This is a genomic window from Actinoplanes sp. NPDC089786, assembly GCF_040684855.1.
GTDB lineage: Bacteria > Actinomycetota > Actinomycetes > Mycobacteriales > Micromonosporaceae > Actinoplanes.
The window spans coordinates 1-22482 of record NZ_JBFBGU010000041.1 but is presented as its reverse complement, the minus strand read 5'-3'; the positions used below and the strand labels follow the sequence as shown (position 1 = coordinate 22482).

Below are 22482 nucleotides of genomic sequence, written 5' to 3'. Positions count from 1 at the left end.
ACCGTGAATGCTGCGAACACGCCCCAACGCCGGCTGCGTGCCGACGCCCGCCGCAACTACGAACGGCTGCTCGCGGAGGCGGAGGTCGCCTTCCGGGAACGGGGCACGGAGGCGTCGCTGGAGGAGATCGCGCGCCGTGCTGGGGTGTCGATCGGCACGCTGTACGGGCACTTTCCGACCCGGCAGGCGCTGCTCGAAGCGATGCTCCACGAGAGCATCGACCGGCTCGTCGCCACCGCCGAGGAATTGCTCACGCACCCGTCACCTGGCGAGGCGCTTACCCGGTGGGCCCGCGCGACCGCGGCGCATATGTCCGCCTATCGGGGCCTGGCCACCTCGCTGCTGAGCAGCCTGAAGGACGAGAACAATCCGCTGTACCGGGCGTGCCAGCAGATGACCGCCGCTGGCGAGCGGCTGCTCGATCGAGCGCGCGCGGCGGGCCTCGTGCGGGCCGAGGCCGGCGCCACGGACATGTTCGCGCTCATCAACGCGGCTGCCTGGGTCCGCGAGCAGGTCCCCGACGAGCAGGGCGACCGCCTGTTGGCGTTCATGATCGACGGACTGCGCCCGGTGACCGCCGAGACTCGCCGTCCCGCCGACCCTGGCCCGTGAGGTCACGGGGCCGGGGGCGAGGGCGAGTGCTGGCTCGCGGGCTCCCGCCCGGCTCGCCGCCGCAAGCGCTGGATCGACTTCGGACGACCGACGCGCGAGCGCGTTCCAACCAAGATCGATAGGGACACACCTCTTGCACTTCGCAGTGCACCGCAACGTCAATGACGTTTTGCCGTTGAGGATCAGTCTCCGTTGACCTTGAAAGAGAACCGGTGCCGGCCCCGATCGAGCGCGAGACGCAGACCCGTGCGGCTGGCGAGGGTGGGCGATCGCGCAGCCGCCGACCGGGCGCCGCCTGCGCTACTGCAACCGCTCGTGCCGCCAGCGCGGACTGCCACCAGCCGCGGTTGGTCAACTCGAACAATCGCTCTCGGCTGGCCTCTTCGTCGTCTACCGAGCCCTCCCCGCGTCGACACGTCGTCACCATTTTTCGATGAGTCGGCAAACGTCGATATCCGGGCGCACTCACATGCCGCGAACCGCTCGCTACGCGCAGTGACGACTGCCAATCAGCGGAAACTCGGCCTTGGCCCTACGAGCGGATGCGTGCGGGTACGACGAGCCCGGCGGATTCTTCTGGAGAAGGTCTCCGTACCCCCTGCGATGGAGGTGAGGATATCGAACATAATGATGGGCGACAGCCGGATGGCCGACCAGCTGATTGTGTCAGCGAGAACCGAAGCCGTTTGCAGGCGAGTTTCAGCGCCAGATGTGGCCGGTAGGCATGATCAATGTCGGTGAGTTCGAGCGCCACGCTCCGGCGTGTCAGTCCTGTGCCGACGGGCTTGATTTCGGCCCGCTCGGCCGGGTCTCCAGATGTAGCCGGGTGAGTGCGACCAGGTCATTCGTCAGGGGAGGCGGCCGGAGATACTCAATATCCGGGCGCCAGAAGCTGGCCACGACCTGATCGAACGACGCCATGCCGATCATGGTGCCATGCGCGGCTACAGACGTTGATGGAGATCATGACCCGGTAGACGACCGAGGTGTGGCCAGCCGGTCCAGACGGGTGGCGCTGAAACTCACCGACACGGACCTGCACCCGAAAGCCGGCGGCGCTCGAAGTCACCTACACCTGGCGCTGACATTCACCGACAGAACCAACCAGCGGAGATCTTGATGCGATACGGCGCGGTTGACGTGTACTACCCGCCGTCTGGGGGTGCACGAGCCGCTCTGGTGGTTGCTGCCGATTCGACGTTCGCCACGGTTGTCGACGAACGCGTGGCCTGGCTTGCGCACGTCGCCGCGTACGAGCCAGGCTCGTTCTTTCGCCGCGAGTTGCCGGCGACGCGGGCGGTCCTGGACGAGGTGCAGGATCTTGGCCTGCTGGTTGTGGACGGCTATGTGGATCTGGACTCGGCCGGGCGGCCGGGTCTGGGAGCCCACGTGCACGACGAGACTGGCGTAGCGGTGATCGGTGTGGCCAAGACCGCCTTCCGCAGCGCCACCCATGCTGCGGCCGTGCGCCGCGGCGCCGCCAGCCGCCCGGTGTACGTCACCGCCGCCGGCCTCAGTCTCGAGCAGGCCGCCGGCCTGGTTGCAGCCATGGCGGGTCCACGCCGGCTACCTGACGCACTACGCCGCGTCGACCGGCTGTCGCGAGACCACGACCACACGACGGTGGCTGGTTGACCCATCCGACTTTGCCGATGTGAGCGCATGGCAGCTATCTATAGCTCTTCCGTGTATGACGCTAGTTGTACAACCTGGTGGCCTTCTCGAGCCGACGCCAGTTGACCATCAAGTCGTCGAATGCGGCTTGGCAGTTCCAACCTTGTTCCAAAACGTGGTCGCACTGCTGCTTCATCGTGCCGGCCGACTTGTCCAGGCTTGTGATCGCCGCCAAGACGTCTGTCAAGGGCGGCGAATCCGGCCGCGACGCCATGTCGTTCTTCAAGTCAGTGGTCACGTCGTTCACCCAGCCCCACATCTGGCTGCCGGTGCACCACTCGGTTTGATCGCCGGTGAACCTGGGGATGCACGACGACAGCAAGACATCGGCCGCACCGATCTGCGCGGAAAACTTGTCGAACGGTTCGCTCGACGGGGTGGGTGGGGCCGATAGCGACGGTGTCGGCGACGCGGACGCTGACGCCGCGGGCGACGGTGACGAGGAGGAACTCGGAGGAGCAGCGCTTTCGCATCCTGCGAGCAGGACACAGAAACCGGCGATCACCATAAGCGTACGCATGAATCCTTTGTAGAAGATTTCGGCCTACATCGGTGACCGCTGACCGGAACCGGTCACACCTAGCCACGGCGACGCCCACGTGACTTGCGAGGGCGCCAACAACCGGTTCGGCTCGCTGACTACGGGCGGGCCGGCGCCGCCAGGTGCCTGACCATACCGCCGCCGCCGATTGCGCTCTCATACCGAATTGAGTGCGTTGCCGCCCTCCTCACCGCGCAAACATTTCCTTTACGCCCAGCGCCTCCGACCGGCCTGACCGCGGCCCGCGACACTGATCCGGGTCGGCGTCGCCGCCCGCCGGTCGCGAACCTACTGGACGGTGGTGATCCGGCGGCGATTTTGCGGGCGCTACGCATGCGATCGGCGCTACCCGGTCACAAGTGTTCCTACTCAGTTCACCGTTTCTCGCATGCGTTCTTCGGCGACGGCGCTGCGTATCACCATCAGGCGTAGTTCGAGCTCGTCGGAGACTATCGCGGCCATGTGCTCCAGTGCGCTCAGCTGTCGTTTCGTCGCCTCGCGCGGCCGATTGTCGATCACGTTGACCGTGCCCAGCCGATAGCCGTCGTGGGTCCGGATCGGAGCTGCCGCGTAGAACCGCAGGCCCAGCTCGCTGTAGACCAGGGGGTGCGCGCGCGTCCGCGGGTCAGTGGCCGCGTTGTTGACCACATAGACGCCGTCCTGGGCGATGGCCGACGCGCACAGGCCGGGCTCCGGGCCGACCTCGCGGACGTCGGGCAGGCCATAAGCCGCGGCCAGCCAGACGCGATGCTGCTCGACCAGCGACACCGTCGCGATCGGAGTGTCGAAAAGGGCGGCGGCGACGAATGCGATCCGTTCGTACGTGTCCTCGACCGGCTCATCCACTAGCTGGTAGCGACGCACGGCATCCAGCCGGGCCTGCTCCTCGGGGTCGACGCTGTCAAGGTACTCATAGGTACCGCTGCACCTCATGGAACCCTCCTCACCCAGATGATCACTGTCGTTACATCGAGCTTGCTGAGCCAGCGCGGTGGTCGAATACGCCCGTGCACAGCAAATCGCAGTGGATATCGACTCCACGCCGGAATGTCGCACACCGTGTCCGATTCTAAAGAAGTCAAAGCCAAGATCAGGTACGTTCTTCCGCCGTGTGGCGCGCTCGTAGCGACGTGGTCCGCTCCGAGGTGCCGACGGTGCCCGACATCGGCGATAGCCTCACGTCGTTGGCCAGCTGGTTGCCGCAGCGGCCAATGACCAGGAACGGGAGGCGTTGGAGGCAGTGCAGCGTCTGAGCGAACAGTGCCGTGCCGACCATAACCTTGCCCTTCGGCTGGTCGGAGACTGAGCGATCCAGCGTCATCCCGAAACGTGTGAGTTGGCTTCACAAGTCCAAGATCGGCCGAGCTCTTCTGCCGCTGATCGTGCGGGCAGACCCCGTCGTCGGCCACGCCGAGTGACTGACGTCGGTGCCGGTCAGCGCCCTCAATTGCTTGATGTGAGTGCACTTCCCCATGGCCGAGAGTGCGGGCCGCGTAGGCGAGTCCGCGATCATTCGGTCTGGTCTACGCAGGGCAGGCCAATCAATTCATTGGGTCGAGAATCCACTCCAGAACACCGTGCGCTACCCGCCGCTGCATCCCATTGAAAGTCTTTACCGTTGTACTCGTTGTCGAAGGTCGAGCCGAGAGCTATGGATGACGTTGCATGCGGTATGGAGTTCAGTCACACGGCTTGGCGGCGCGCTGATCGCCGGTCGGTGACAGGTTCGGCTGGCACCACGACGGCGGGCTCGGCCGACTGCGTCGGGATAACGGGTGGGCCCACGCCGGATGAGGGTTCTTCGCCGGCGGCGGATTCTGCGGTGGCTCTCCGAGTCGCCCGGGCAGGTGGCGTTCGACGCCGGGGATCGGCGCGTGGTTTATCCCGGGTGGCGGAGAACCTGTCCGGCCTTCTGGGTGATCGTGGAGGCGGAGTAGGGCTTCTCGATGAGGTGCATGTCGGGGTCGAGGCGGCCCGCTGAGGCGAGGACCGGGCGGGCATAGCCTGAGATGTACAGCACCTTGATGCCGGGTCTGATCTGGAGCATTCTTTCGGCGACCTCCTTGCCCAGCATCATCGGCATGACGACGTCCGTGACGAGCAGGTCGATCTCACCGTCGTGGTCGGCGGCGATCGTGAGGGCTTCCTGGCCGTCGGCAGCGGTGAGAACGCGGTAGCCGTCGCGGGTGAAGATCCGTTCGGTGACCTCGCGGAGTGCTTGCTCGTCCTCGACGAGCAGGACCGTCTGCCCGGTTGGGGTGTGCTGGTAGGGCACTTCCGCTTCGTCGGGCACGGCTACCTGGTCGGTGACCGGGAACGTCATCGTCATCGTTGTCCCGACACCGAGCTGGGAGTCGATGGCGATGGTGCCTTCTGCTTGGGCCACGATGCCGTACACGGTGGCCAGACCTAGGCCGGTGCCCGTGCCGTCGCGTTTGGTCGTGTAGAAGGGCTCGAAGACGTGCTCGATGATGTCGGGGCTCATGCCGGTACCGGTGTCGCTGACCCGCAGCCGAATATGCCGGTCGTCGTCGACCCGGATGTTGCGGGTCTCGATGGACAGCGTGCCGCCGCCGCTCATGGCGTTACGGGCGTTGACGACGAGGTTGACCAGAATCTGCTCCATCTGGCCGGTGTCCGCGAGGATCGGCCACAGGTCGTCGGCCAGGTCGTTGGTCAGCACGACGTCTTCACCGATCGTGCGGTCGAGCAACTGCTTGACGTCGGTGATGATGTGGTTGAGGTCGAGCACTCGCGGCTGGATCACCTCCCGACGGGCGAAGGCGAGTAACTGGTGGGTCAGGGCGGTGGCCCGTTCGGCGGCGCGCTGGATTTGGCCGACGTCGTGACCGGCCGCCGTCATCGAGTCCGAGGCGGGGGCGGCGGCGAGTTCTTCGGCGACGAACGAGGCGTAGTTGAGGATCACCGCGAGCAGGTTGTTGAAGTCGTGGGCGACACCACCGGCGAGCTGACCGAGGACTTCCAGGCGCTGGCTCTGTTGCAGCTGGAACTCAAGGTGCTGCCGGTCGCGCCGGGCGACGTCCTGCTCGAGTTCGGTACGCTGCTGGAACCGGTCGGCCGCGTCCTCGGCCTCGACGCGTTCGTGATCGACGATTTCCTCGAACCGCTGCTGAGCGTCCTCGGTTTGGTGGTGAGCCTCGTCGACCTGTGTTTCGAAGCGGCCGGCGGCGCTCTGAGCCTCCGTCTGCTGACCGGCGACGAGCCCCTCGAAGCGCTCATGGGCGCTCTGCATCTCACGGTTCATCTGCCCGGCGCCGATCTGCGCACCCGGCATGGCCAGCTGAGCCTGTACCTGGTCCTCGGCGTCCTGCATCCGCACGCGTTCTTTGCCGACCCGCAGGTCGAAGCGTTCCTGGGCTTGTCTGGCCTGATCACGAACCTCCTCGGCCAGCGTCTCGAAGCGTGCCGCAGCGCCGGCCGCTTCGGACCGAAGCTTGCTCATCCTGATCTCGAATCGGTCCCGGGCCTCCTCCAGCTCGTTGAACCAGCGCGAAAAAGTCGCCGCTCCGACGACGGCACCCGTGTCGTCGACAATCGGTGACACCGTCAGCGACACCGTCACGGTGGAGCCATCGCGGCACACGCGGTCGCTCCGGTAACGCCCCACCTCCTCACCGGCCAGGATGCGGCGCAGAACCCCGGCCTCGTCCGGCCGGCACTCTGCCGGTACGAGCAGATCTGCGGAGCGTCCGACGATATCCTCGGCCGCATAGCCGTAGAGCCGCACGGCAGCCGGATTCCACGTGGTGATCAGCCCGTCGATGGTCATCCCCACGATCGCGTCGTGCGAGGACGCCACGATCGAGACCAACTCCGCATGCTCGCCGGAGACCGACTCACGTATCAGGCTCTTACTCATGAGGCACCACCTGAGAAAGAAACGCGGAGGAACACCGACGCGACAGCGATCCAACCTAGCTGACAAACGCGAAGCTTTTCCGCTAATCGGATAATGGCGGTACCGATGCTCGACCGAGCGACGATGAGGACGTCGTTTTCGGCGAAGAACCTGACCCCACGGGAGACCGAATGCTGTTCGTTCGTCGCCTTCACCGTGACCAGTGAGCCCACCGACGACCCACGGTGGCCTCGGTCGTCATCCGGCTTCTCTCGCTTGACCGGTCGATCGGCTGTCAGCCCCCAATGTAGATCTTGCTGCCGTGACCCGCTCAGCCTGGGACAGACTGCCAGGCAACGCCGCGCCCGTGTCGGGGTTGTCGGGGAACACCTCGAAGATGCCCCGCCCGACGATCTGCTCGCGCGCCGTCATGGTGGCGCTCACGGCACGGCCGGGATGGCCGTCGGTGCCAGTCTGTATGAACGCCCCCACGGCCCGCAACGCGTCGAGGCAACGGGTCAGGTTGTCGGTGACCCGGCTGACCCGGCTGGCGACTGACCGGTCCAGCCGGTCGGCGTTCAGGTCGGCGACCGTGTCGTTCCACCAACCGTGGAAGACCACCGATCCGAGCGTGCCGAGGCAGGTGATCAGGACGGCGGCGACCAGCGTGCCCCACAGCCCGCGCAGCGACCGCAGCCGTCGGCGCCACCCACCCCACCAGCGCATCTGCAGCCCCGCCCAGCGAACCTCGGTGGCGATCAAATTGGCGTGCATACGGAAGGTCCCATTGCCGAGACCGCCTGACTCGTCTCACCTATCGTGGCAACTCCCGGGCTGTCACGTGCCGCTTCCGGCCGATTCCCCCGGATGCTCCGCCGCGTGGTTCGACCCCGCCGACGCTGACCTCGTCGTGGTGTTCGAGTTCCTTGTCGAGGTACTCGATCCGAACCCACGACGAGGTCACTGCGTCGGTATATCCCTTAGCCGAGTGAGTTCCTCCGGAACGTCCGACCGCGCGTTTTCGGTGTAGCCACTGCGTCGGCCGCCGGCCTGCTCTGCGGGCGGGGTGATGGGGTAGGCGCCGTTGAGGCCCAGCACCACGACGATGACCGGTTGTACCCATAAACCCGGCGGTGGCCCCTGCGGCCTGGCCGCCGGGGCGGCAGGGTTCACGGTCAGCGTCAGGGTCAGGGTCAGCATGGCGGTGGCTCCGGCTGCATCGGTCACGGTCAGCGTGACCGGGCTGGCCCCGGCCGGACCGGTCGGGATGCCGGTGATCGCCCCGCTGTCGGCGGCCAGCCGGAGACCGGCGGGCAGGGGTGCCGCCGGTGACGGCCCAAGAGTGGTCGCATACGCAGTGCCGATCGCGGCGGCCGGCACAGTTGAGACCGGTGACAGTGGCCGGTTGACAATCAGGGAAAACGTCCGCGTAGCGAGGTTGAATCCGCCGTCGAGCACCGTGACGGTGAGCTCAGCCCGCCCGGCGGTGGTGGGCGTTCCGCTGATCTGCCCGGTATCGGTGTTCAGCGTCAGCCCGGCGGGCAGGGCGCCATCGGTGACGCTCCACCTGGTGTAGGGGTGATGCCGCCGGTGGCAGCCAGGGTAGCCGTGTAGGCGGTGCCGACCACGACGTCCAGCAGCGACGACGTCGTGACCTCCAAGGCGGCGTTCACCTCGATCGCCGCCTCGGCAGCAACGCGGTGGTCGTCGACGTCGGTCACCAAGGCAGTGACCGGGCTGCTGCCCGCCGGGCCCGTCGACGTCCCGCCGATCAGACCGGATTCGGGGTCCAGGGTCAGCCCGCCGGGCAAGGTCCCGGCCTGCAGATACCCGCGCTCCATGCCGTCGAAGCGTCCTAAACAGCGGCAGAGAGTTGCGCCGCCTCGGCGCAATCATCTGGCCGAGAAGCAGATGTCCGTCAGTGCACCGGCCAGGCGTTCGTCGAGCACGCCCAGGACCTGGTAAAGGAGGGCGGCGGCGCGGGCTGGGTACTGGTCGACGATGCGGCGGGCTCGACCGAGGCGGGGCGCGAACGACTCGCGCTCCGCCTCAGGCAGGCTCTCGAATGCCGTGACGGCGTCAGCCAGTAACTGGTGCACGACGCTCGGCCAGAGATTATTCTGTCTCAAGACGGATATTCATGGATATATTCGCAAAACCAGCTGCGGGCTTCAGGGGCAATGTCGATCGATTCAGCTTCCAAACCGTTCCAGTATGCGACAATTATTCATATTTAGCTCGGATAACGGAGTTTCGGGGATATAGCACCCGATTGAACACAGTCAGGAATAGGTGAGTCATGGCCGGCAGGATGGGCACTTCTTCGATACTGGCCGATCCGCTCACGGAGGCGCGTGACTATGCCCATTCGATTGTGGAGGCCATGCCGGACGCGCTCGCGATCGTCGACATCGATGGCGTTGTCACGGATGTCAACCGGCACATGGCCGCGCTGACCGGCCGCAGCCGCGACGAGTTGGTCGGCGCACCGTGGAAGGAGTGCTTTGCCGACGAGGCCCGGGCCGAGTCCCAGATCCGGCAGGCATTCGCTTCCGGTTCGGTGTCCTGTGCACTCACTCTGCGGCACCGGGACGGCCCCCGCAAGGTGGTGGTGTCGTGGGACGCCTCGACGTTGCAGGTCGGGCAGTCGGCCCCGAACAGGGTACTTGTCATGGCGCGTGACGGTACTGCGCAGGCGGGCGCGTCGGCGCTGGCCTCCTTGGTGCAGTCCGCCGACGACGCGATCGTCGGCAAAACCGTTGAGGGCGTGGTCACAAGCTGGAACTCCGGCGCGGAACGCCTCTACGGATACACGGCGCAGGAGGTCGTCGGGCGCAGCTTCGAGATAGCAATTCCAGAAGATGCCCGGTCGGTTGAAGCACAGATGCTGCGGCGGGTTGTTGCCGGGGAGCGGGTCGAGCCGTACGAGGCGGAACGCCTGCGCAAGGACGGCACGCCGATCACGGTATCGGTGACCACTGTTCCGATCATGGGCGTTGGTGGCCGCATCGTCGGCGTGGCGTCGATGTCGCGGGGCATCAGTGAACTCAAGCTCGCCGAGAGGAAACTGCGGTGGATGCTGGAGGTGGCCCCGGACGCGATCCTGGGTGTCGACGCGTCGGGGTCGATCGAGTTGGTCAACTCGCAATGCGAACGGTTGTTCGGCTATCGACGCGACGAACTGATCGGCCAGCCGGTGGAGATGCTGATCCCCGACGGGCTGCGCCCGGTCGACGCCGGGCAGGTCGGCGCCGGGACGGAACTGGTCACCCTGCACAAGGACGGCACCGAGGTCCCGGTCGAGATCAGCCTCAGCGCGCTGGAGACGCCGACCGGGCGACTCACCATGGCCGCCGTCCGCGACATCACCGACCGCAAGCGCATCGAACGGCAGCTGCGCGAGCAGAACATCGAACTGGAGCGGGCCAGCCAGGCCAAGGACAACTTCCTGGCCAGCATGAGCCACGAGCTGCGCACGCCCCTCAACGCCATCATCGGCTTCACCGGCACCATGCTGATGAAGCTCCCCGGTCCCCTCAACGCCGAGCAGGAACACCAGCTGCGCCTCGTGCAGACCAGCGGAAAGCACCTCTTGTCCATCATCAACGACCTGCTCGACCTCGCGAAGATCGAATCCGGTCGGGTCCAGATCACCCTCGATGCCGTCGACTGCCGGCAGGTCGCCGACGAGGTCGTGCAGTCCCTGCAGCCACTGGCCGACGGCAAAGGACTCACCCTGCGCATCGAAGGCCCGGGGGATGTGCCTGCGATCGCCACCGCCGACCGCCGGGCACTGGGCCAAATATTGATCAACCTGATCAACAACGCGATCAAGTTCACCGACACCGGCGAGGTACGCATCCGGCTGATCACTGCGCCCGGCGGTGACGGAGGGCTGCAGATCGCGGTGCAGGACACCGGACCCGGTATCCCGCAGGCCGACCTGGCCCGGATCTTCCGGGCGTTCGAACGCAGTGCCACCACCGCGAAAACCAACGACGAGGGCACCGGGCTCGGACTGCACATCTCCCAGAAGCTCGCCGAACTGCTGCACGCCACCCTCACCGTGTCCAGCGTCGTCGGTGAAGGCAGCACCTTCACCGTCTCCTTCGCCGAGCGGTAAGGGAGCCCGCCATGGGTGCACGCCTTCTCATTGTCGAGGACACCCCCCACAACCTGCAGCTGATGACCTACCTCTTGGAATCGCACGGCCACACCGTCATCGCCGCGGTCACCGGGGAGCAGGGCATCGAGCTGGCCCTGGCGGCACGACCGGATCTGGTCATGATGGACCTGCAACTGCCCGGTATCGACGGCTACGAAGCGTTGACGGCCTTCCGATCGGCACCCGACCTCGCCGCCGTCCCGGTCATCGCGGTGACCTCATTCGCGATGGTCGACGACCGCGACCGGGCCCTGCGTGCCGGATTCACCCACTACATGACCAAGCCCATCGACCCGGAAACCTTCACCGAACAGATCAATCTCCACCTGCCGGAGCACCTGCGCGGATCCCGGCCCGCGCCGGCCGCAACGGAGCCGGCCCAGACCACGGACCCACCCACATCCGAGCCGGACCGTCGTCAAGCCGCCGACATCCTGGTCCTGGACGACTCCCTCGTCAACCAGACGCTGTTGCGCAGCGTGCTCGAGCCACACGGATACCACGTACGGACGGCCTTCACCGTCGAACAGGCCATCACCGCCGCACACGACGCCCCGCCCGATCTGGTGCTGTCCGACGTCCACGTCGGCCAGCAGAGCGGCGCCCAACTGCTGTCACACGTCCGCGACGTGCCCGTCCTCGCCCCCGTGCCGTTCGCGTTCATCACCGCCACCGCCGACTGGCAGGACCCAATGCTCAACGGCGGTGCAACCCGCGTCATCCGCCGGCCCATCGAACCGGCAGCACTGCTCGACGAGGTTGAAGCCCTCCTGAACCGCCGGACCGGAGACTGATCACCATGGCCACCGTCCTGGTCGTCGACGACCGCGCCAGCAACCGGGAGCTGGTACGCACCGTGCTGCGGTACAGCGGACACCAGGTCATCGAGGCTCACGAAGGCGCCGAGGCGCTCGCCATGGCCCATGCCCAGCACCCCGACATCGTCCTGACCGACGTCCTGATGCCGGGCATGGACGGCTACGAACTGGCCCGGGAGCTGCGCGCTGCCCCGGACACGGCCGCGACACCCATCGTGTTCTACACGGCCAACTACCAGGAGGCCGAGACCCGGCCCTTCGCCGAGGCGTGCGGCGTGGCCCGGGTCCTGCTGAAATCCGCCGACCCGCAGGTGCTCATGCAGACCATCGACGACGTCCTGGCCGAAGACCGAAGCGCCGCCAGACCGGTCGACACCGCCAAGGTCGACCACGAATATCTGCGCGCCGTCAGCGCGAAACTCTTCGACAAAGCCAAGGCACTCACCGACACCGAAACCCGGTTCCGGCTCATGGCCGACCTATCACCGGTCGGCATCGCCTTCGGCGACCGGCACGGCTCGGCCAACTACGTCAACGCCCGCCTCACCGAGATCACCGGACTGCCGGCTGACGACCTGCTCGGTCTCGGCTGGCTGCATTGCGCCAGCCACGAAGACCACGACGAAATCCTCGCCGTCGCGCGCGGCCACGGAGCCGGCGAGGGCCAGCACCGCTACCGCAGCCAGATCGTGATGCCCGACGAAACACTGCGCTGGGTCAACGTGCACGTGCGAGCCATCCGCGACGACGACGGTGAATACACCGGCTTCATCGGCACCGTCGATGACGTCACCGCGCTCGTTGAGGCCGACCAGGAACGCCGACTCGCTGAGCGTCAGAACGACATCGACGCCAAAGACCGGGCCACCGAACGCCTCGACAGCCTCAGTACGCTCGCCGGCGGGGTCGCCCACGACTTCAACAACATTCTGGGCTCGATGCTCGCCTTCCAGGAGTTCGTCTCCGAATCCGTCACCGAACTCACCACCGCCGGGCGGCTGGACGCCGAGACCGGCCGCGCCCTGCTCGCCGACCTGGAACAGATCCGCAAAGGTGGGGAGCGGGCCACCGGCCTCACCCAGAAGCTCCTGACCCTCGGCGGGCGCAGCATCATCAACCCGTCGGCTCTCGACCTCAACCGGGCCATCCGCGAATCCAACGAACTGCTACTACCCACCATCGGCGCGCACATTCAGATCGTCACCCACCTCGCCACGGACCTGCGGCCCGTCCTCGCCGAACCCGCCAACATCGCCCAGATCCTGCTCAGCCTCACCGTCAACGCCGCACACGCGATGCCCGACGGCGGCACACTCACCATCATCACGTCCAACGCCGACAACACCGACAACCCGGACGAGGCAAACCCCACCCCGGCCAGCGAATTTGTTCGGCTGACGATTCGCGACACCGGACACGGCATGACACCGGACACCCTCGCACGTGCCACCGATCCGTTCTTCACGACCAAAGGAGGCGGCCAGGGCAGCGGACTCGGGCTGTCCACCGTGCACGGCATCGTCAGCCAACTCGGCGGCGTCCTGCGCATCACATCCACCCCCGGCCGCGGAGCCGCTGTCACCATCCACCTACCGACCGCCGACCAAGCCGCCGACCAGGCCGCCGACCAACCGATCGACAAGCCGCCGCACAGCCGCGCACCGGCCGGCGGCAGCGAGACCATCCTGGTCGCCGAAGACGAAGACGGCATCCGCGACACGCTCACCAGAACCCTCACCAAGGCCGGCTACACCGTCCTCGCCGCCGCCAACGGCGCCGACGCCCTCAAACTCGCCGAACAGCACACCCAAGCCATTCATCTGCTCCTCAGCGACGTCGTCATGCCCGGCATGCTCGGCGACGAACTGGCCACCCATCTCCTCGAACGGCGACCCGACACCAAAGTCCTGTTCATGTCCGGCTACGCAGGCGACCTCATGAACCGGTACGGCGTCCTCGAACCCGGCATCACCGCCCTACCGAAACCCTTCACCACCGAAGAGATCCTCACAGCCGTACGAACCATGATCGGTGTCCGGCGAACCTGAGCCACCAACATCTTCGCCTCCCCGATACGGGCCACCCAACGCACGACGTTCAACGACGCCCATGCCACGAGACCACCAGCGGCCTATCCGACCCCCGCCGCGTTCCAGCGACCGAAGTCGAGTTCCAATAGAAAAGCAGGCTCGGGTACTGACCGCCCTGACGTCGAGATCACATATCCGGATTTGCCGCTGACCGAGCGCGCTGGTCACCCCGTTGGTCAGACTATGTCGCGTGCCCCGAGGCCTTCCGAGTTGCTCGGTGTGGATTGCACTGGACAATGGAGTCATGACCAACGAGGCGAGACGCGCTGTGGTGGAGGGATTGATACGGCTTGCGGACTCTGCCGACTACCGTGACCGGGCCGACGACGGCCTCTGGTCGTGCGGCCCCTATCTTCGGAGTACCGCGCCTTGCTGTCGTGGCCGGCGGCCGGACGGCGACTTTCCGCAGCCGTTGCCGTTCACCGAGTCGGCCAGGAGAATTCCCAGACTAGGTTGCCGGGATCGTCGCCAATTTCGGTTGCTGGGGTATCGACGAGGTAGGGTGCGACCTCCTGCTGCCAGCGCTGATTCACGGGATTCTTGTTCAGGATCTCGTCCATTTGCTGACGGTCGAGCGCGACCACCTGATGGGTGAGGATCAAGTCGTTGCGGTAGATCCGCCAGGTTATGACACCAGCGGCGCGCATCGCGGCGTCCAGGTCGGCCGGGATCGCCCGGTGGAAGTCGTCGTACGCCGGGCCCCGGCCTGGCGCCAGAAAGGTGTGAAACTCAAACGGCTCGCCGAGCCCTGCACTGCTCACTTCAGCTCCGTCCAAGGTCGCAACCACACTCCGCGCCACGTCAGCGTATCCCCGGCCGGAGATACGCCGGGCGGCGCGGTGGCCGGATCAACCAGACCCGGTCACGTCCATATCTGTCCTAGGGGTGACGAGATCCGCCCGCATGTCGATCCGGTCAAACTAGGCGTGAAAGGCCGGGCGGCGCTGGTCCAGCGCAGCACGTCATCGGCCGACGGCCTCGTCACGACATAACATGAATCACTGAATGGCCACTGGTTGCCAGCCATGACCTCACTGATACCGAACCACACGTCCTGAACCTCGGGCCGTTCTCAGACGTCACGCAAGACAGTGAAGAACCGATGCACGCCGGGATGATCGCCCAGGTTGCAACCGGTCAATCCGACATCATCGTTTCCGCCGAAGAAGGGCCTTGAGGCTACGACTGGCCCTGCACCGGCAGCCGACTCATAGCCGCCCTGTCGCTCAATCTCTGCCAGCAGCTCAAGAGCACGGAACCGCCTACTCTCAATGCCTTCACGCCCGATCGTGGCATCGTCTCCACGGGCGAGGAGCTAGAACGGTGACATACGGATTTGCCGCCGTCCGTGAGCGCGGGCGCTGCGGTGTTGAGTGGATCGGTTGATCTCCCGCCGTCGCAGGTTTCACGTTGGCGTGCGAGCATGCGACATGATCTCGTGGGCGCAACGGCGAGTCTGCCGCCGATTGGGTGTGACACCGCTTCCGCCACGTCGACAGACCATGACCGGTGTCGGGTTGAGCCGCGGGCCGGAGTTGCTTCCACTCAACGCCGTCCGGCATCTGCCAGTCGGGCAACCTGCCATCGGCGTTTGTCGGTGGCGAGCAGGGCGACGGCCTTCGCGCAGGTCATCCGGGTTTCCGGGTTCAGGGTGAGCATGAAGGTCGAGGCGACGCGCAGCACGTAGGCCTGTTGCCGGTCTTCGAAGAACGGGATCGGCGCTGCTGGCGGCGGGTGCGGATGAGGGCGGCGAGGTGATTCCGGCTGCGGGTGGACAACAGAATCGCGGCGGCCGGATCCACCACGCTCGCCTGCCGGACCGCAATCAGCGCAGCCAGCAGCGCTTCGCAGACCCCACCCCGGACGAGTGGGGTCTGCTGTTCGTCCGCGACAGTCGAACTCGGCAATGGGCACTCGGTCCCCCGGACCCGCAGTACGAGGCCCTGTTCGCCCAGCCGCCCACACGCTGGAGCTGGCCGCCGACATCCGCGAAGCTCCCCTGCTGGAACCCGGGCTGGCACCAGGCGGGACGACCACGCGGGGGATGGCTGAGGTTGCGCCGGGCGATCACGATCTGAGGTATGCGGGAGTTTCTGCTGGTCGTGACAGCCGCGGTCGTCGTAGCGGGTGGGGTACGCGTGGTTCGGCTGCGCGGCGACGAACATGTCGTGGCGCTCAGAAGGGCGGTGGTCGGTGAGACGGTCTACCTCGCGGGGATGCTGGGCTTCCTTGCTCACCACGCGGACTGGTTGCCGTGGCCCCAGCTGATCATCTTCGGCTGTATGTCGGTGCTCGGCGTCCTGCTGCTGCGGGTTCTGCTGATCGCCACGACCGGGGCCGGGCCGCTCCTGCGGCCGATGCCCCGGCGGGCGCCCACCCCGGTCCTCGCCGCCTGTTGTCTGGCCGGTCTTACGCTCGTCATCGTGATCCCGGTGATACTGACCGAACCGTCGCCCCCGTCGGTGTCGACGACCGACGCCGCGGCGCGGAGGTTCGGCGGCCGCATCGACAAGGTGATGACCCTCGAGGCGAAGAGCACGGCGCCGAAGGGCGACCGGGTTCCGGTCGCGCAGTACAGCGTCGACGGCACGCGGCTGTCGCTCGTCGTCGCGCATCATCTGCAGTGCACGCCGTACGCCGTTGCGCTTTCCGACGACGGCCGAGGAGCGGTGTCTGTGACGGTGGTGGCCGTCCCGGCGCCGAAGGCAGGCGAGTTCTTCAAGGACGGGCGGTGTGCACCGGGTGGGCCGTTCACGCGGCGGACCGTGGTGAAGGTGACGACGACCGGCGCGGTCTCGACCGTCTCGGACACCGGAGCCGGTGGACCGGCCTCGCGGGTCTCGTAAGCCGCGATCTCCCCGGCCGGGCGTGGGTACACCAGCGCGAATGGGGCCGGTAGAGCTGGATTCACGGATCTTGGTCCCGGCGCCGGCGGGGTACTCCGCGGCCCCGGAATGCTGCGGTTGACCACCGCCGCGAACTGGGCTCACCTCGTGCAGGACGTGGGCTGACAGGCGCAGGGTCGTCCTCGACCGCGGGAAGCTGCGAAACCAGGCACTCGCGGCACAGGTCGCCGTGGGGCCACCTTGCATAGAGGTCGATGCCTGGCACGTCCTCGACCCGAAACCGCCGTCCGATCGAAACGGGGTGTGGAACGGCTGCGGCCGGCCGGGGACTGCCTGGCCACACATCGCGTCCGATGGTGGGGCGCCGGCCGCTGGGGCGCCCGCACGGCGCAGGTGCCGTACTCCGGCATCATCCGCGACCGGCTCGAACCGTCGCTGGAGCGCGTCCAGATGGTGAGGTGACATCGGTCCGAGCACGACGGCTCGCCGCGGGCAGAACAGCGCATGCCGGGTGTCCTGGTCCGGCTCGGTCGAGATCACGACAGGCACCAGCTCGTCGAGGGCCGCGCACTCGGCGTCCGGCCATTCCGGTTCGGGTTCTCCAGCGACCTCGGCCCGGGTGCAGGCCGAGCCGTCCGGGAACGTGTCGCCCTCCGACACTGTTTCGGCATAGTGGTGAGGGAGCAGACAAGCGACGACGGTGCTGTACGTCCCGTACTTGGCAGTTCCGTCGGGAAACATGATGGTGGCAAGCCACTGACCCATCGGCCCGAGGGTAGCCGATCGGTGCCGTGGCGGTCGTACCCACAACCCGGCGCTACCACCCCTCCGCCGGTGGAACCTGGAACCGCTACAGCCAAGCCGCGATACACCGTGACCACGGGTCCGATGCTGCCGGATACTCAGTCGCCGTTGCGGCGCTGCAGGGTCAGCGACTGGAAGCGGTAGCCACGAACGGTGTCGACCGGATGGAAGTCCACCACGTCGAACAGCGCGGCGGTGGCGAAGGGGTCTGCTGCACCGATAGGTGACATCTGAGATGGCTTGCCGTGACGGCGGGCTGGAAGGATGTTGCTGTGACCAAGCCCTATGCCCGTGAGTTCCGCGACGATGTCGTGCGGGTCGCTCGTGACCGTGAACCGGGCGTGTCGGTTGAGCAGATCGCCAAGGACTTCGGGGTCCACCCGATGACACTGAGCCTTTCCCATCCTCAGTAGATCGGGTTCTCGACGTGGTGTAGAGCGAGGATGGCTTGCACGATCGCGGTCGTCCGGGACGGGCTGCAGCGCAGCTTGGCCAGGACTTTCCATGTCTTGAGGGTGGCGACGGCGCGTTCACCGCGAGCACGGATGCGGGCGTGAGATCTGTTCACGGCCTTCTGCCGACGTGACAGCCTCGGCCGGTACCGGTGTCGTTTGAACGGCGGGCGGACGGTGCCGCCTGCGCCTTGATACGCCTTGTCGGCGAAGGTCATCACGCTCGCGCTGGCTTTCGGCTTCGGCCGTAGACAGGCGCCGCCGTGTCAGCGCATCACATGGGTCCTACCGGCGTGCCACCCGCGGGGTTGTCTGGGCTGAGGATCGAGTAGAGCAGTGGCGGCAGCATCGCCCTCTATTGCCCGCGGTCGTGTAGGCGGGCCAGGGCAACGGCCACCGTGCCAGCCGTCGCCGAGATCCCCTTGCCTCGACCGCCCGATCGGCCAACCACAGCGCTGCACCTAACGGCGGTGCTCATCGTCGTCCAGCGGCACGTCCTGACCCTGCTCCGCGACATCGGCCGGATCCGCCTCGAACGGAAACCGCCGCCGCATCGCCTCGTCGCTGTCCTCGAACCTCGATGGCGCACCCTCGCCGGCCTGCTCATCCGAGGGCTGACGGAACAATGCATCACCGTCAGCTTCAGTCCAACCCATGATCAAATCCCTAGTTCCGCTGGCGGCCGATGTCGTCACCGACGGTACCGGCCGAGCACGGGGCATCGCCTTGCACCCCGTTGCTTCCCTCCGACCACGCGCGGGCACAGCAAGCCCGCCGCCACAACCGCCCGCAGCCCGCAGTAACACGGTCGACGAAGCCCTGTGGAAAGAGCTGTGGATAACACACATCCGACCGCTCCGTGTGCCGTGCGTGTAGCCCTCAGCGAGCCCGCAAAGGAATCGCCCCTGCCGGGCCGTCCCGACACGGTAGGGCCGAGGCGCATTTAACGTCCCTGACCGGGATCTTGTTCGGCGCTACGCTCGCTCGCCCCCGGTCCGCCACCACCAACGTCCAGGAGCGAAAAGATGGCGTCGATCAACTGGGACACCGTCGTCACTGCGGCCGCCACCGCGGCGTTCGTGACGATGGCCGTCGAGTACTTCGCCAAGCCGCTGCTCGAAGCGCGTAAAGAACGAATCCTTGACATAGCGCGTGCTCGCCGCGAGCTGGACGTCGCGGTCAGGAGGATGACCATGGCGGCGGGCAAGGTCGGCCTCAAGCTGCCCGACAGCGCCGATCTTGAATTGAAGGCCATCTGGCGGAAGGAACGGGAACGTCACTACGAACTGATGCGGGCCCAGACGCTCCAGGTCTCGGACGATATGGACCGATACGCGCTCGCGTACATCGGGCCGGCGTCCAACTTGGTGATGAGATACGCGTTCTGTGTCCACGGCATCGTGCTTTCGCTGCGGACTCACGAACATCAAGCCGAAATCATTGCTGAGCTCGGCAAAACCATGGCCGTTGTGATCACCCCACCCCGCCCATGGCAGTACGTCCGCTTCTGGCGGGCCATCGGCGAACTCGAACGCCGGATCGCGGACACCGAGGTTCAAGATGAACCCGACGGGAAAGCCGTCAACGGCACAACGAAGCCCGACACCGCCAGCTAGACCCAGCTTGCCGAGGCGATCCTTCCGCTGCTGCACAACGACGAAGAGCAAGCGGTCGCACTGGTCGTGCAAGCCTGTACCGCTCGAAAACAGGGTTTCGGGGGTCGACCTGCGGTTCTGTGTGTTGCCGGTCACCGATTCGGAGGCAAGCTGACCGGCGTGGTCGTGTCGTTCGCATACTTGGTACTGCGTCAGGTGCTGCAGTTGATTGTGTTGGGCCTGCGCGGCGAGCGGGCAAAGGAGGTCGAGATCCTGGTCCTTCGCCACCAGGTCGCCGTGCTGCGCCGCCAGGTCAAACGCCTGGATTTGGACCCGACCGACCGGGCTCTGTTCTCGGCGCTGCCCCGGCTGCTGCCCCGTCCACGTTGGCCCACGTTCATGGTCACCCCGGCCACCCTGCTGCGCTGGCACCGCACCCTGATCGCCCGGAAATGGACCTATCCGCGGCGCCGGCCGGGCCGCCCACCGACGCGGGCCGCCATCCGGGTGCTGGTGCTTCGGCTGGCGAAGGAGAACCCGGGCTGGGGCCATCGCAGGATTCAGGGTGAATTGGTCGGCCTGGGTTACCGGGTGGCGGCCAGCACGGTGTGGTCCATCCTGACCAAGGCCGGGGTGGATCCGGCACCGCGGCGGTCCGGGCCGACCTGGACCGAGTTCCTCACTGCGCAGGCCAAGGGGATCTTGGCCTGCGATTTCCTGCACGTCGACACGATTGGGTTGACCCGCATCTACGTGTTGTTCCTGATCGAGATCGGCACCCGGCGGGTGCATGTCCTCGGCGTGACCATCCATCCGAGCGGGGAGTGGGTGGCGCAGCAGGCCCCGCAACCTGATGCTGGACCTGGGGGAGCGGGCCGGGCAGTTCCGCTTCCTGATCCGCGACCGCGACACCAAGTACACCGACGTGTTCGACGACGTGTTCACAAGTGAAAGCATCGAGGTCCTACGCAGTCCACCGCAGGCGCCGCGGTCGAACGCGTACGCGGAACGGTGGGTACGCACCGTTCGCCGCGAGTGTCTGGACCGGATTTTGATCTATAACCCGAGGCACCTGATGGCTGTCCTGGGTGAGTTCGTCACGCACTACAACGATCATCGGCCACACCAGAGCCGTCACCAACGCCCACCCAACGCCACGGACACCGGGCCAGCCGCTGTCGACCTCGCCTCTGCGCGGATCCGCCGTACGAAGATCCTCAACGGACAGATCAACGAATACTCGCAGGCAGCGTAGCCCGAACCGCAATTTCGAGCGGTACAGGGTCGACGCATCAGGCAGCACCGCCGCCAACACACTCCTCTAGTTGCGAAGCCAGTTGACTCGTGCCTACCATGAGACCTGACTAAAGCCCGGCTCCGGCTCGTCGGCGCCCATGAAGTCCGCGTCCGTCTGGGCGGAGTCAGCCGGCAACGCGTCTATCAGATCACCAGTCGCGCCGACTTCCCTCCGGCCCGTAGCCGACCTCGCGCAGGGCAAGGTCTGGAGAACCGACGACGTCGACCACTGGATCCGCGAGCACCGCTCCGAGCCCAACTGATAGCGCCGCCCCACGCAACCCGCCAGCAACAGCACCAGCGCGCCGACAGGATTGACGCTCTCCACGAGCGTCGGCCGGTCCTCACGTCGGTGTGGCCAGGCGGTTCGGCTGCTCACCACGCACGGCCGCCGGGCTACCCGCATGAACGACGGGATGCTCGAATGGTGCCTCGCGACCTGCCCGTCGACACCGCCGCATGAGCGAGCCCATCATTCTCGACGACGGGAACGAACAGTGCGTTTAGCTCCACCGGCCCTACGGCGCCATGGCGTCGGACATCCCCCGCCACAATCCTCGACCCAGCGGCAACCCCGACTTCGGCTCCCGTGCGGCCGGTCTGCGCGCTTCCGTCAGTTTCAGATCTTGACCCGCAGGGAGTTGTTGGTGGGGACCAGGTCGGTGGTGGCGGAAACGATGTGGGCCGTCACTTCTGTCTTTCCCGCGGTCCAGGTCCCCTGAATCTCGAACCGGAGCTGGGCGCCTCCGCCGAAGGCGATTCGCTCGTGAACATCGACCACGCAAACCGCCCCGCGACAGCTGCGCGTTTCGCCCTGACTGAAATTGCTGAAGGTGACGTCGGCGCCACGTCCTACCGTGAGTCGCACCTCGTATCCGGTGTCCGCTGGGATGGCGGCGGGTCCGAGGTTGGCGAAGCTCACCGTGATGGTTCGGCTGCCGGTCACCAACTCGCCGGGGGTGAGGCTGGGGTTGGGCGTGACGAGGCTGCCCTGCGCGACCAGGTCCGCAAACGGACCGGTGACGGGTGGCTGGGACGCGGTCGCAGCTACGCCCGGGGCCGCTAACGTACGCCCGGAGCGGCCGGCGGGTTTGTCGGTGGCCAGCGCCGGCAAAGTTGCCACGGCCACGGCCACGGCCGCGCCGGCGATCAGCAACGTCGGTCGGAACGTTCTCCGGAAGCGCCCCATCCGGGGCGCGCCGTTCTGATCCTTCACGCTGCTGCACCTTCCTCATCTGCCGGCACCCCGGCGCTGGCGGTCGATCGACGATCATGATCGTATGGCAAGTCCACGATGTCGTGACGGCGGAACGGCGGTAATTGCATCCGACTTAAGTCATTGTTAAGGGCGCGACGGACTTTTAGTCCGTTTTAGAGCCTGTGAAATAACCGGCTCAGGCGGCTTTTGAGGCCCCCGTAGATCCGCTGCCGTCTACTGAGGGCGTGTCCGTCGAGGCCCGTTTGCGAGCCAGTCGGCGGGTCATGACCATGACCATGGCCCACTGGACCATCGCCGGGTTGCGCCGGCGTCCCCTCGCGACACTCCTGAGTGCCGCAGGCGTTGATCGGCCCTCGGTGCGCGTCGAAGAGCTAGCCCTGGCCCTTCAGTAAGGGCAGCCGGTAGTAAGCCCCGGGAACGCGAAAGTGCCTTCTGATCTGGAACGATGGGACTTGTCTAGGGTTCCATCTGTCCATCACCGGAAGGCACTCTCAAGGTGCAGAGTACCGGC

Annotated in this window: 23 protein-coding genes and 3 pseudogenes; 11 read left to right on the top strand and 15 right to left on the bottom strand. The window is 66.4% G+C overall.

What is annotated here, in order from left to right; translation table 11 throughout:
• Positions 1-3 precede the first annotated feature (3 nt).
• On the top strand, positions 4-612 hold the full coding sequence (locus tag AB0O15_RS46005; RefSeq protein ID WP_364333864.1) for a helix-turn-helix domain-containing protein: 609 nt from the start codon (positions 4-6) through the stop codon (positions 610-612).
• 765 nt (positions 613-1377) lie between these two features.
• On the opposite strand, the gene AB0O15_RS46000 is transcribed toward AB0O15_RS46005, so the two are convergent.
• Positions 1378-1533, bottom strand: a complete 156-nt coding sequence (locus tag AB0O15_RS46000) for a hypothetical protein (RefSeq protein WP_364333861.1) — start codon at positions 1531-1533, stop codon at positions 1378-1380.
• A 165-nt stretch (positions 1534-1698) separates the two neighbouring features.
• Between AB0O15_RS46000 and AB0O15_RS45995 the strand changes: the two genes are divergently transcribed.
• Positions 1699-2247 (top strand): endonuclease V, encoded by a 549-nt coding sequence (locus AB0O15_RS45995; protein WP_364333894.1) that lies wholly within the window; start codon positions 1699-1701, stop codon positions 2245-2247.
• Between the two features lie 61 nt (positions 2248-2308).
• On the opposite strand, the gene AB0O15_RS45990 is transcribed toward AB0O15_RS45995, so the two are convergent.
• From AB0O15_RS45990 to AB0O15_RS45955, 8 genes are all read right to left on the bottom strand, one after another.
• Positions 2309-2806, bottom strand: a complete 498-nt coding sequence (locus tag AB0O15_RS45990; protein WP_364333858.1) for a hypothetical protein — start codon at positions 2804-2806, stop codon at positions 2309-2311.
• A gap of 390 nt (positions 2807-3196) precedes the next feature.
• On the bottom strand, positions 3197-3883 hold the full coding sequence (locus tag AB0O15_RS45985; protein ID WP_364333855.1) for a GAF domain-containing protein: 687 nt from the start codon (positions 3881-3883) through the stop codon (positions 3197-3199).
• A gap of 34 nt (positions 3884-3917) precedes the next feature.
• A complete protein-coding gene (locus tag AB0O15_RS45980; protein WP_364333852.1) occupies positions 3918-4148 on the bottom strand; it encodes a hypothetical protein in 231 nt (76 codons plus the stop codon).
• A 558-nt stretch (positions 4149-4706) separates the two neighbouring features.
• The gene (locus AB0O15_RS45975) at positions 4707-6707 is read right to left on the bottom strand and encodes an ATP-binding protein (RefSeq protein ID WP_364333849.1); all 2001 of its coding nucleotides are present in this window, start codon (positions 6705-6707) and stop codon (positions 4707-4709) included.
• A gap of 237 nt (positions 6708-6944) precedes the next feature.
• Positions 6945-7460, bottom strand: a complete 516-nt coding sequence (locus AB0O15_RS45970; RefSeq protein ID WP_364333846.1) for a hypothetical protein — start codon at positions 7458-7460, stop codon at positions 6945-6947.
• A 186-nt stretch (positions 7461-7646) separates the two neighbouring features.
• Positions 7647-8144: an Ig domain-containing protein gene (locus AB0O15_RS45965; RefSeq protein WP_364333891.1), complete on the bottom strand. Its 498-nt coding sequence runs from the start codon at positions 8142-8144 to the stop codon at positions 7647-7649.
• A gap of 71 nt (positions 8145-8215) precedes the next feature.
• Complete coding sequence (locus tag AB0O15_RS45960; RefSeq protein ID WP_364333843.1) at positions 8216-8527, bottom strand: putative Ig domain-containing protein; 312 nt, start codon at positions 8525-8527, stop codon at positions 8216-8218.
• A 51-nt stretch (positions 8528-8578) separates the two neighbouring features.
• Complete coding sequence (locus AB0O15_RS45955) at positions 8579-8785, bottom strand: hypothetical protein (protein ID WP_364333840.1); 207 nt, start codon at positions 8783-8785, stop codon at positions 8579-8581.
• A 200-nt stretch (positions 8786-8985) separates the two neighbouring features.
• Between AB0O15_RS45955 and AB0O15_RS45950 the strand changes: the two genes are divergently transcribed.
• From AB0O15_RS45950 to AB0O15_RS45940, 3 genes are read left to right on the top strand one after another with little or no spacing between them, the layout of a single operon-like run.
• A complete protein-coding gene (locus AB0O15_RS45950; protein WP_364333838.1) occupies positions 8986-10809 on the top strand; it encodes a PAS domain S-box protein in 1824 nt (607 codons plus the stop codon).
• A gap of 11 nt (positions 10810-10820) precedes the next feature.
• On the top strand, positions 10821-11645 hold the full coding sequence (locus AB0O15_RS45945) for a response regulator (protein ID WP_364333835.1): 825 nt from the start codon (positions 10821-10823) through the stop codon (positions 11643-11645).
• Between the two features lie 5 nt (positions 11646-11650).
• Positions 11651-13717 carry a response regulator gene (locus AB0O15_RS45940; protein WP_364333832.1) on the top strand — a complete coding sequence of 689 codons (2067 nt, stop codon included), beginning with the start codon at positions 11651-11653 and terminating at the stop codon, positions 13715-13717.
• Between the two features lie 461 nt (positions 13718-14178).
• Here the strand turns inward: AB0O15_RS45940 and AB0O15_RS45935 are convergent, their stop codons facing one another.
• Positions 14179-14520: an L-rhamnose mutarotase gene (locus AB0O15_RS45935; protein WP_364333829.1), complete on the bottom strand. Its 342-nt coding sequence runs from the start codon at positions 14518-14520 to the stop codon at positions 14179-14181.
• 784 nt (positions 14521-15304) lie between these two features.
• Positions 15305-15442, bottom strand: coding sequence for a hypothetical protein (locus tag AB0O15_RS45930; protein ID WP_364333826.1), 138 nt, complete (start codon positions 15440-15442; stop codon positions 15305-15307).
• A 398-nt stretch (positions 15443-15840) separates the two neighbouring features.
• Here AB0O15_RS45930 and AB0O15_RS45925 point away from each other — a divergent pair, with 398 nt between their 5' ends.
• Positions 15841-16605, top strand: coding sequence for a hypothetical protein (locus tag AB0O15_RS45925; protein ID WP_364333823.1), 765 nt, complete (start codon positions 15841-15843; stop codon positions 16603-16605).
• Between the two features lie 303 nt (positions 16606-16908).
• On the top strand, positions 16909-17067 hold the full coding sequence (locus AB0O15_RS45920; protein ID WP_364333820.1) for a hypothetical protein: 159 nt from the start codon (positions 16909-16911) through the stop codon (positions 17065-17067).
• Between the two features lie 440 nt (positions 17068-17507).
• Here the strand turns inward: AB0O15_RS45920 and AB0O15_RS45915 are convergent.
• From AB0O15_RS45915 to AB0O15_RS45905, 3 genes and pseudogenes are all read right to left on the bottom strand, one after another.
• Positions 17508-17612: pseudogene (locus AB0O15_RS45915) on the bottom strand (SAM-dependent methyltransferase); the annotation flags it as partial.
• A gap of 203 nt (positions 17613-17815) precedes the next feature.
• A pseudogene (locus AB0O15_RS45910) lies at positions 17816-18082 on the bottom strand (transposase family protein); the annotation flags it as partial.
• 240 nt (positions 18083-18322) lie between these two features.
• Entirely contained in the window at positions 18323-18556 is a 234-nt protein-coding gene (locus AB0O15_RS45905; protein ID WP_364333817.1) for a hypothetical protein, read from the bottom strand.
• A 330-nt stretch (positions 18557-18886) separates the two neighbouring features.
• Between AB0O15_RS45905 and AB0O15_RS45900 the strand changes: the two genes are divergently transcribed.
• The 4 genes and pseudogenes from AB0O15_RS45900 (at position 18887) to AB0O15_RS45885 (ending at position 21015) form a co-directional block, all read left to right on the top strand.
• Positions 18887-19477 (top strand): hypothetical protein, encoded by a 591-nt coding sequence (locus AB0O15_RS45900; protein WP_364333815.1) that lies wholly within the window; start codon positions 18887-18889, stop codon positions 19475-19477.
• A 159-nt stretch (positions 19478-19636) separates the two neighbouring features.
• Positions 19637-20407, top strand: coding sequence for an integrase catalytic region (locus AB0O15_RS45895; RefSeq protein WP_364333812.1), 771 nt, complete (start codon positions 19637-19639; stop codon positions 20405-20407).
• The gene (locus AB0O15_RS45890; protein WP_364333809.1) at positions 20310-20711 is read left to right on the top strand and encodes an integrase core domain-containing protein; all 402 of its coding nucleotides are present in this window, start codon (positions 20310-20312) and stop codon (positions 20709-20711) included. Before AB0O15_RS45895 ends, AB0O15_RS45890 begins: the two co-directional genes overlap by 98 nt.
• 105 nt (positions 20712-20816) lie before the next feature.
• Positions 20817-21015 (top strand): annotated as a pseudogene (locus AB0O15_RS45885) (AlpA family phage regulatory protein).
• Positions 21016-21371: 356 nt separating this feature from the next.
• On the opposite strand, the gene AB0O15_RS45880 reads toward AB0O15_RS45885, so the two are convergent.
• Positions 21372-21968, bottom strand: coding sequence for a hypothetical protein (locus AB0O15_RS45880; RefSeq protein WP_364333806.1), 597 nt, complete (start codon positions 21966-21968; stop codon positions 21372-21374).
• Positions 21969-22482: the final 514 nt, after the last annotated feature.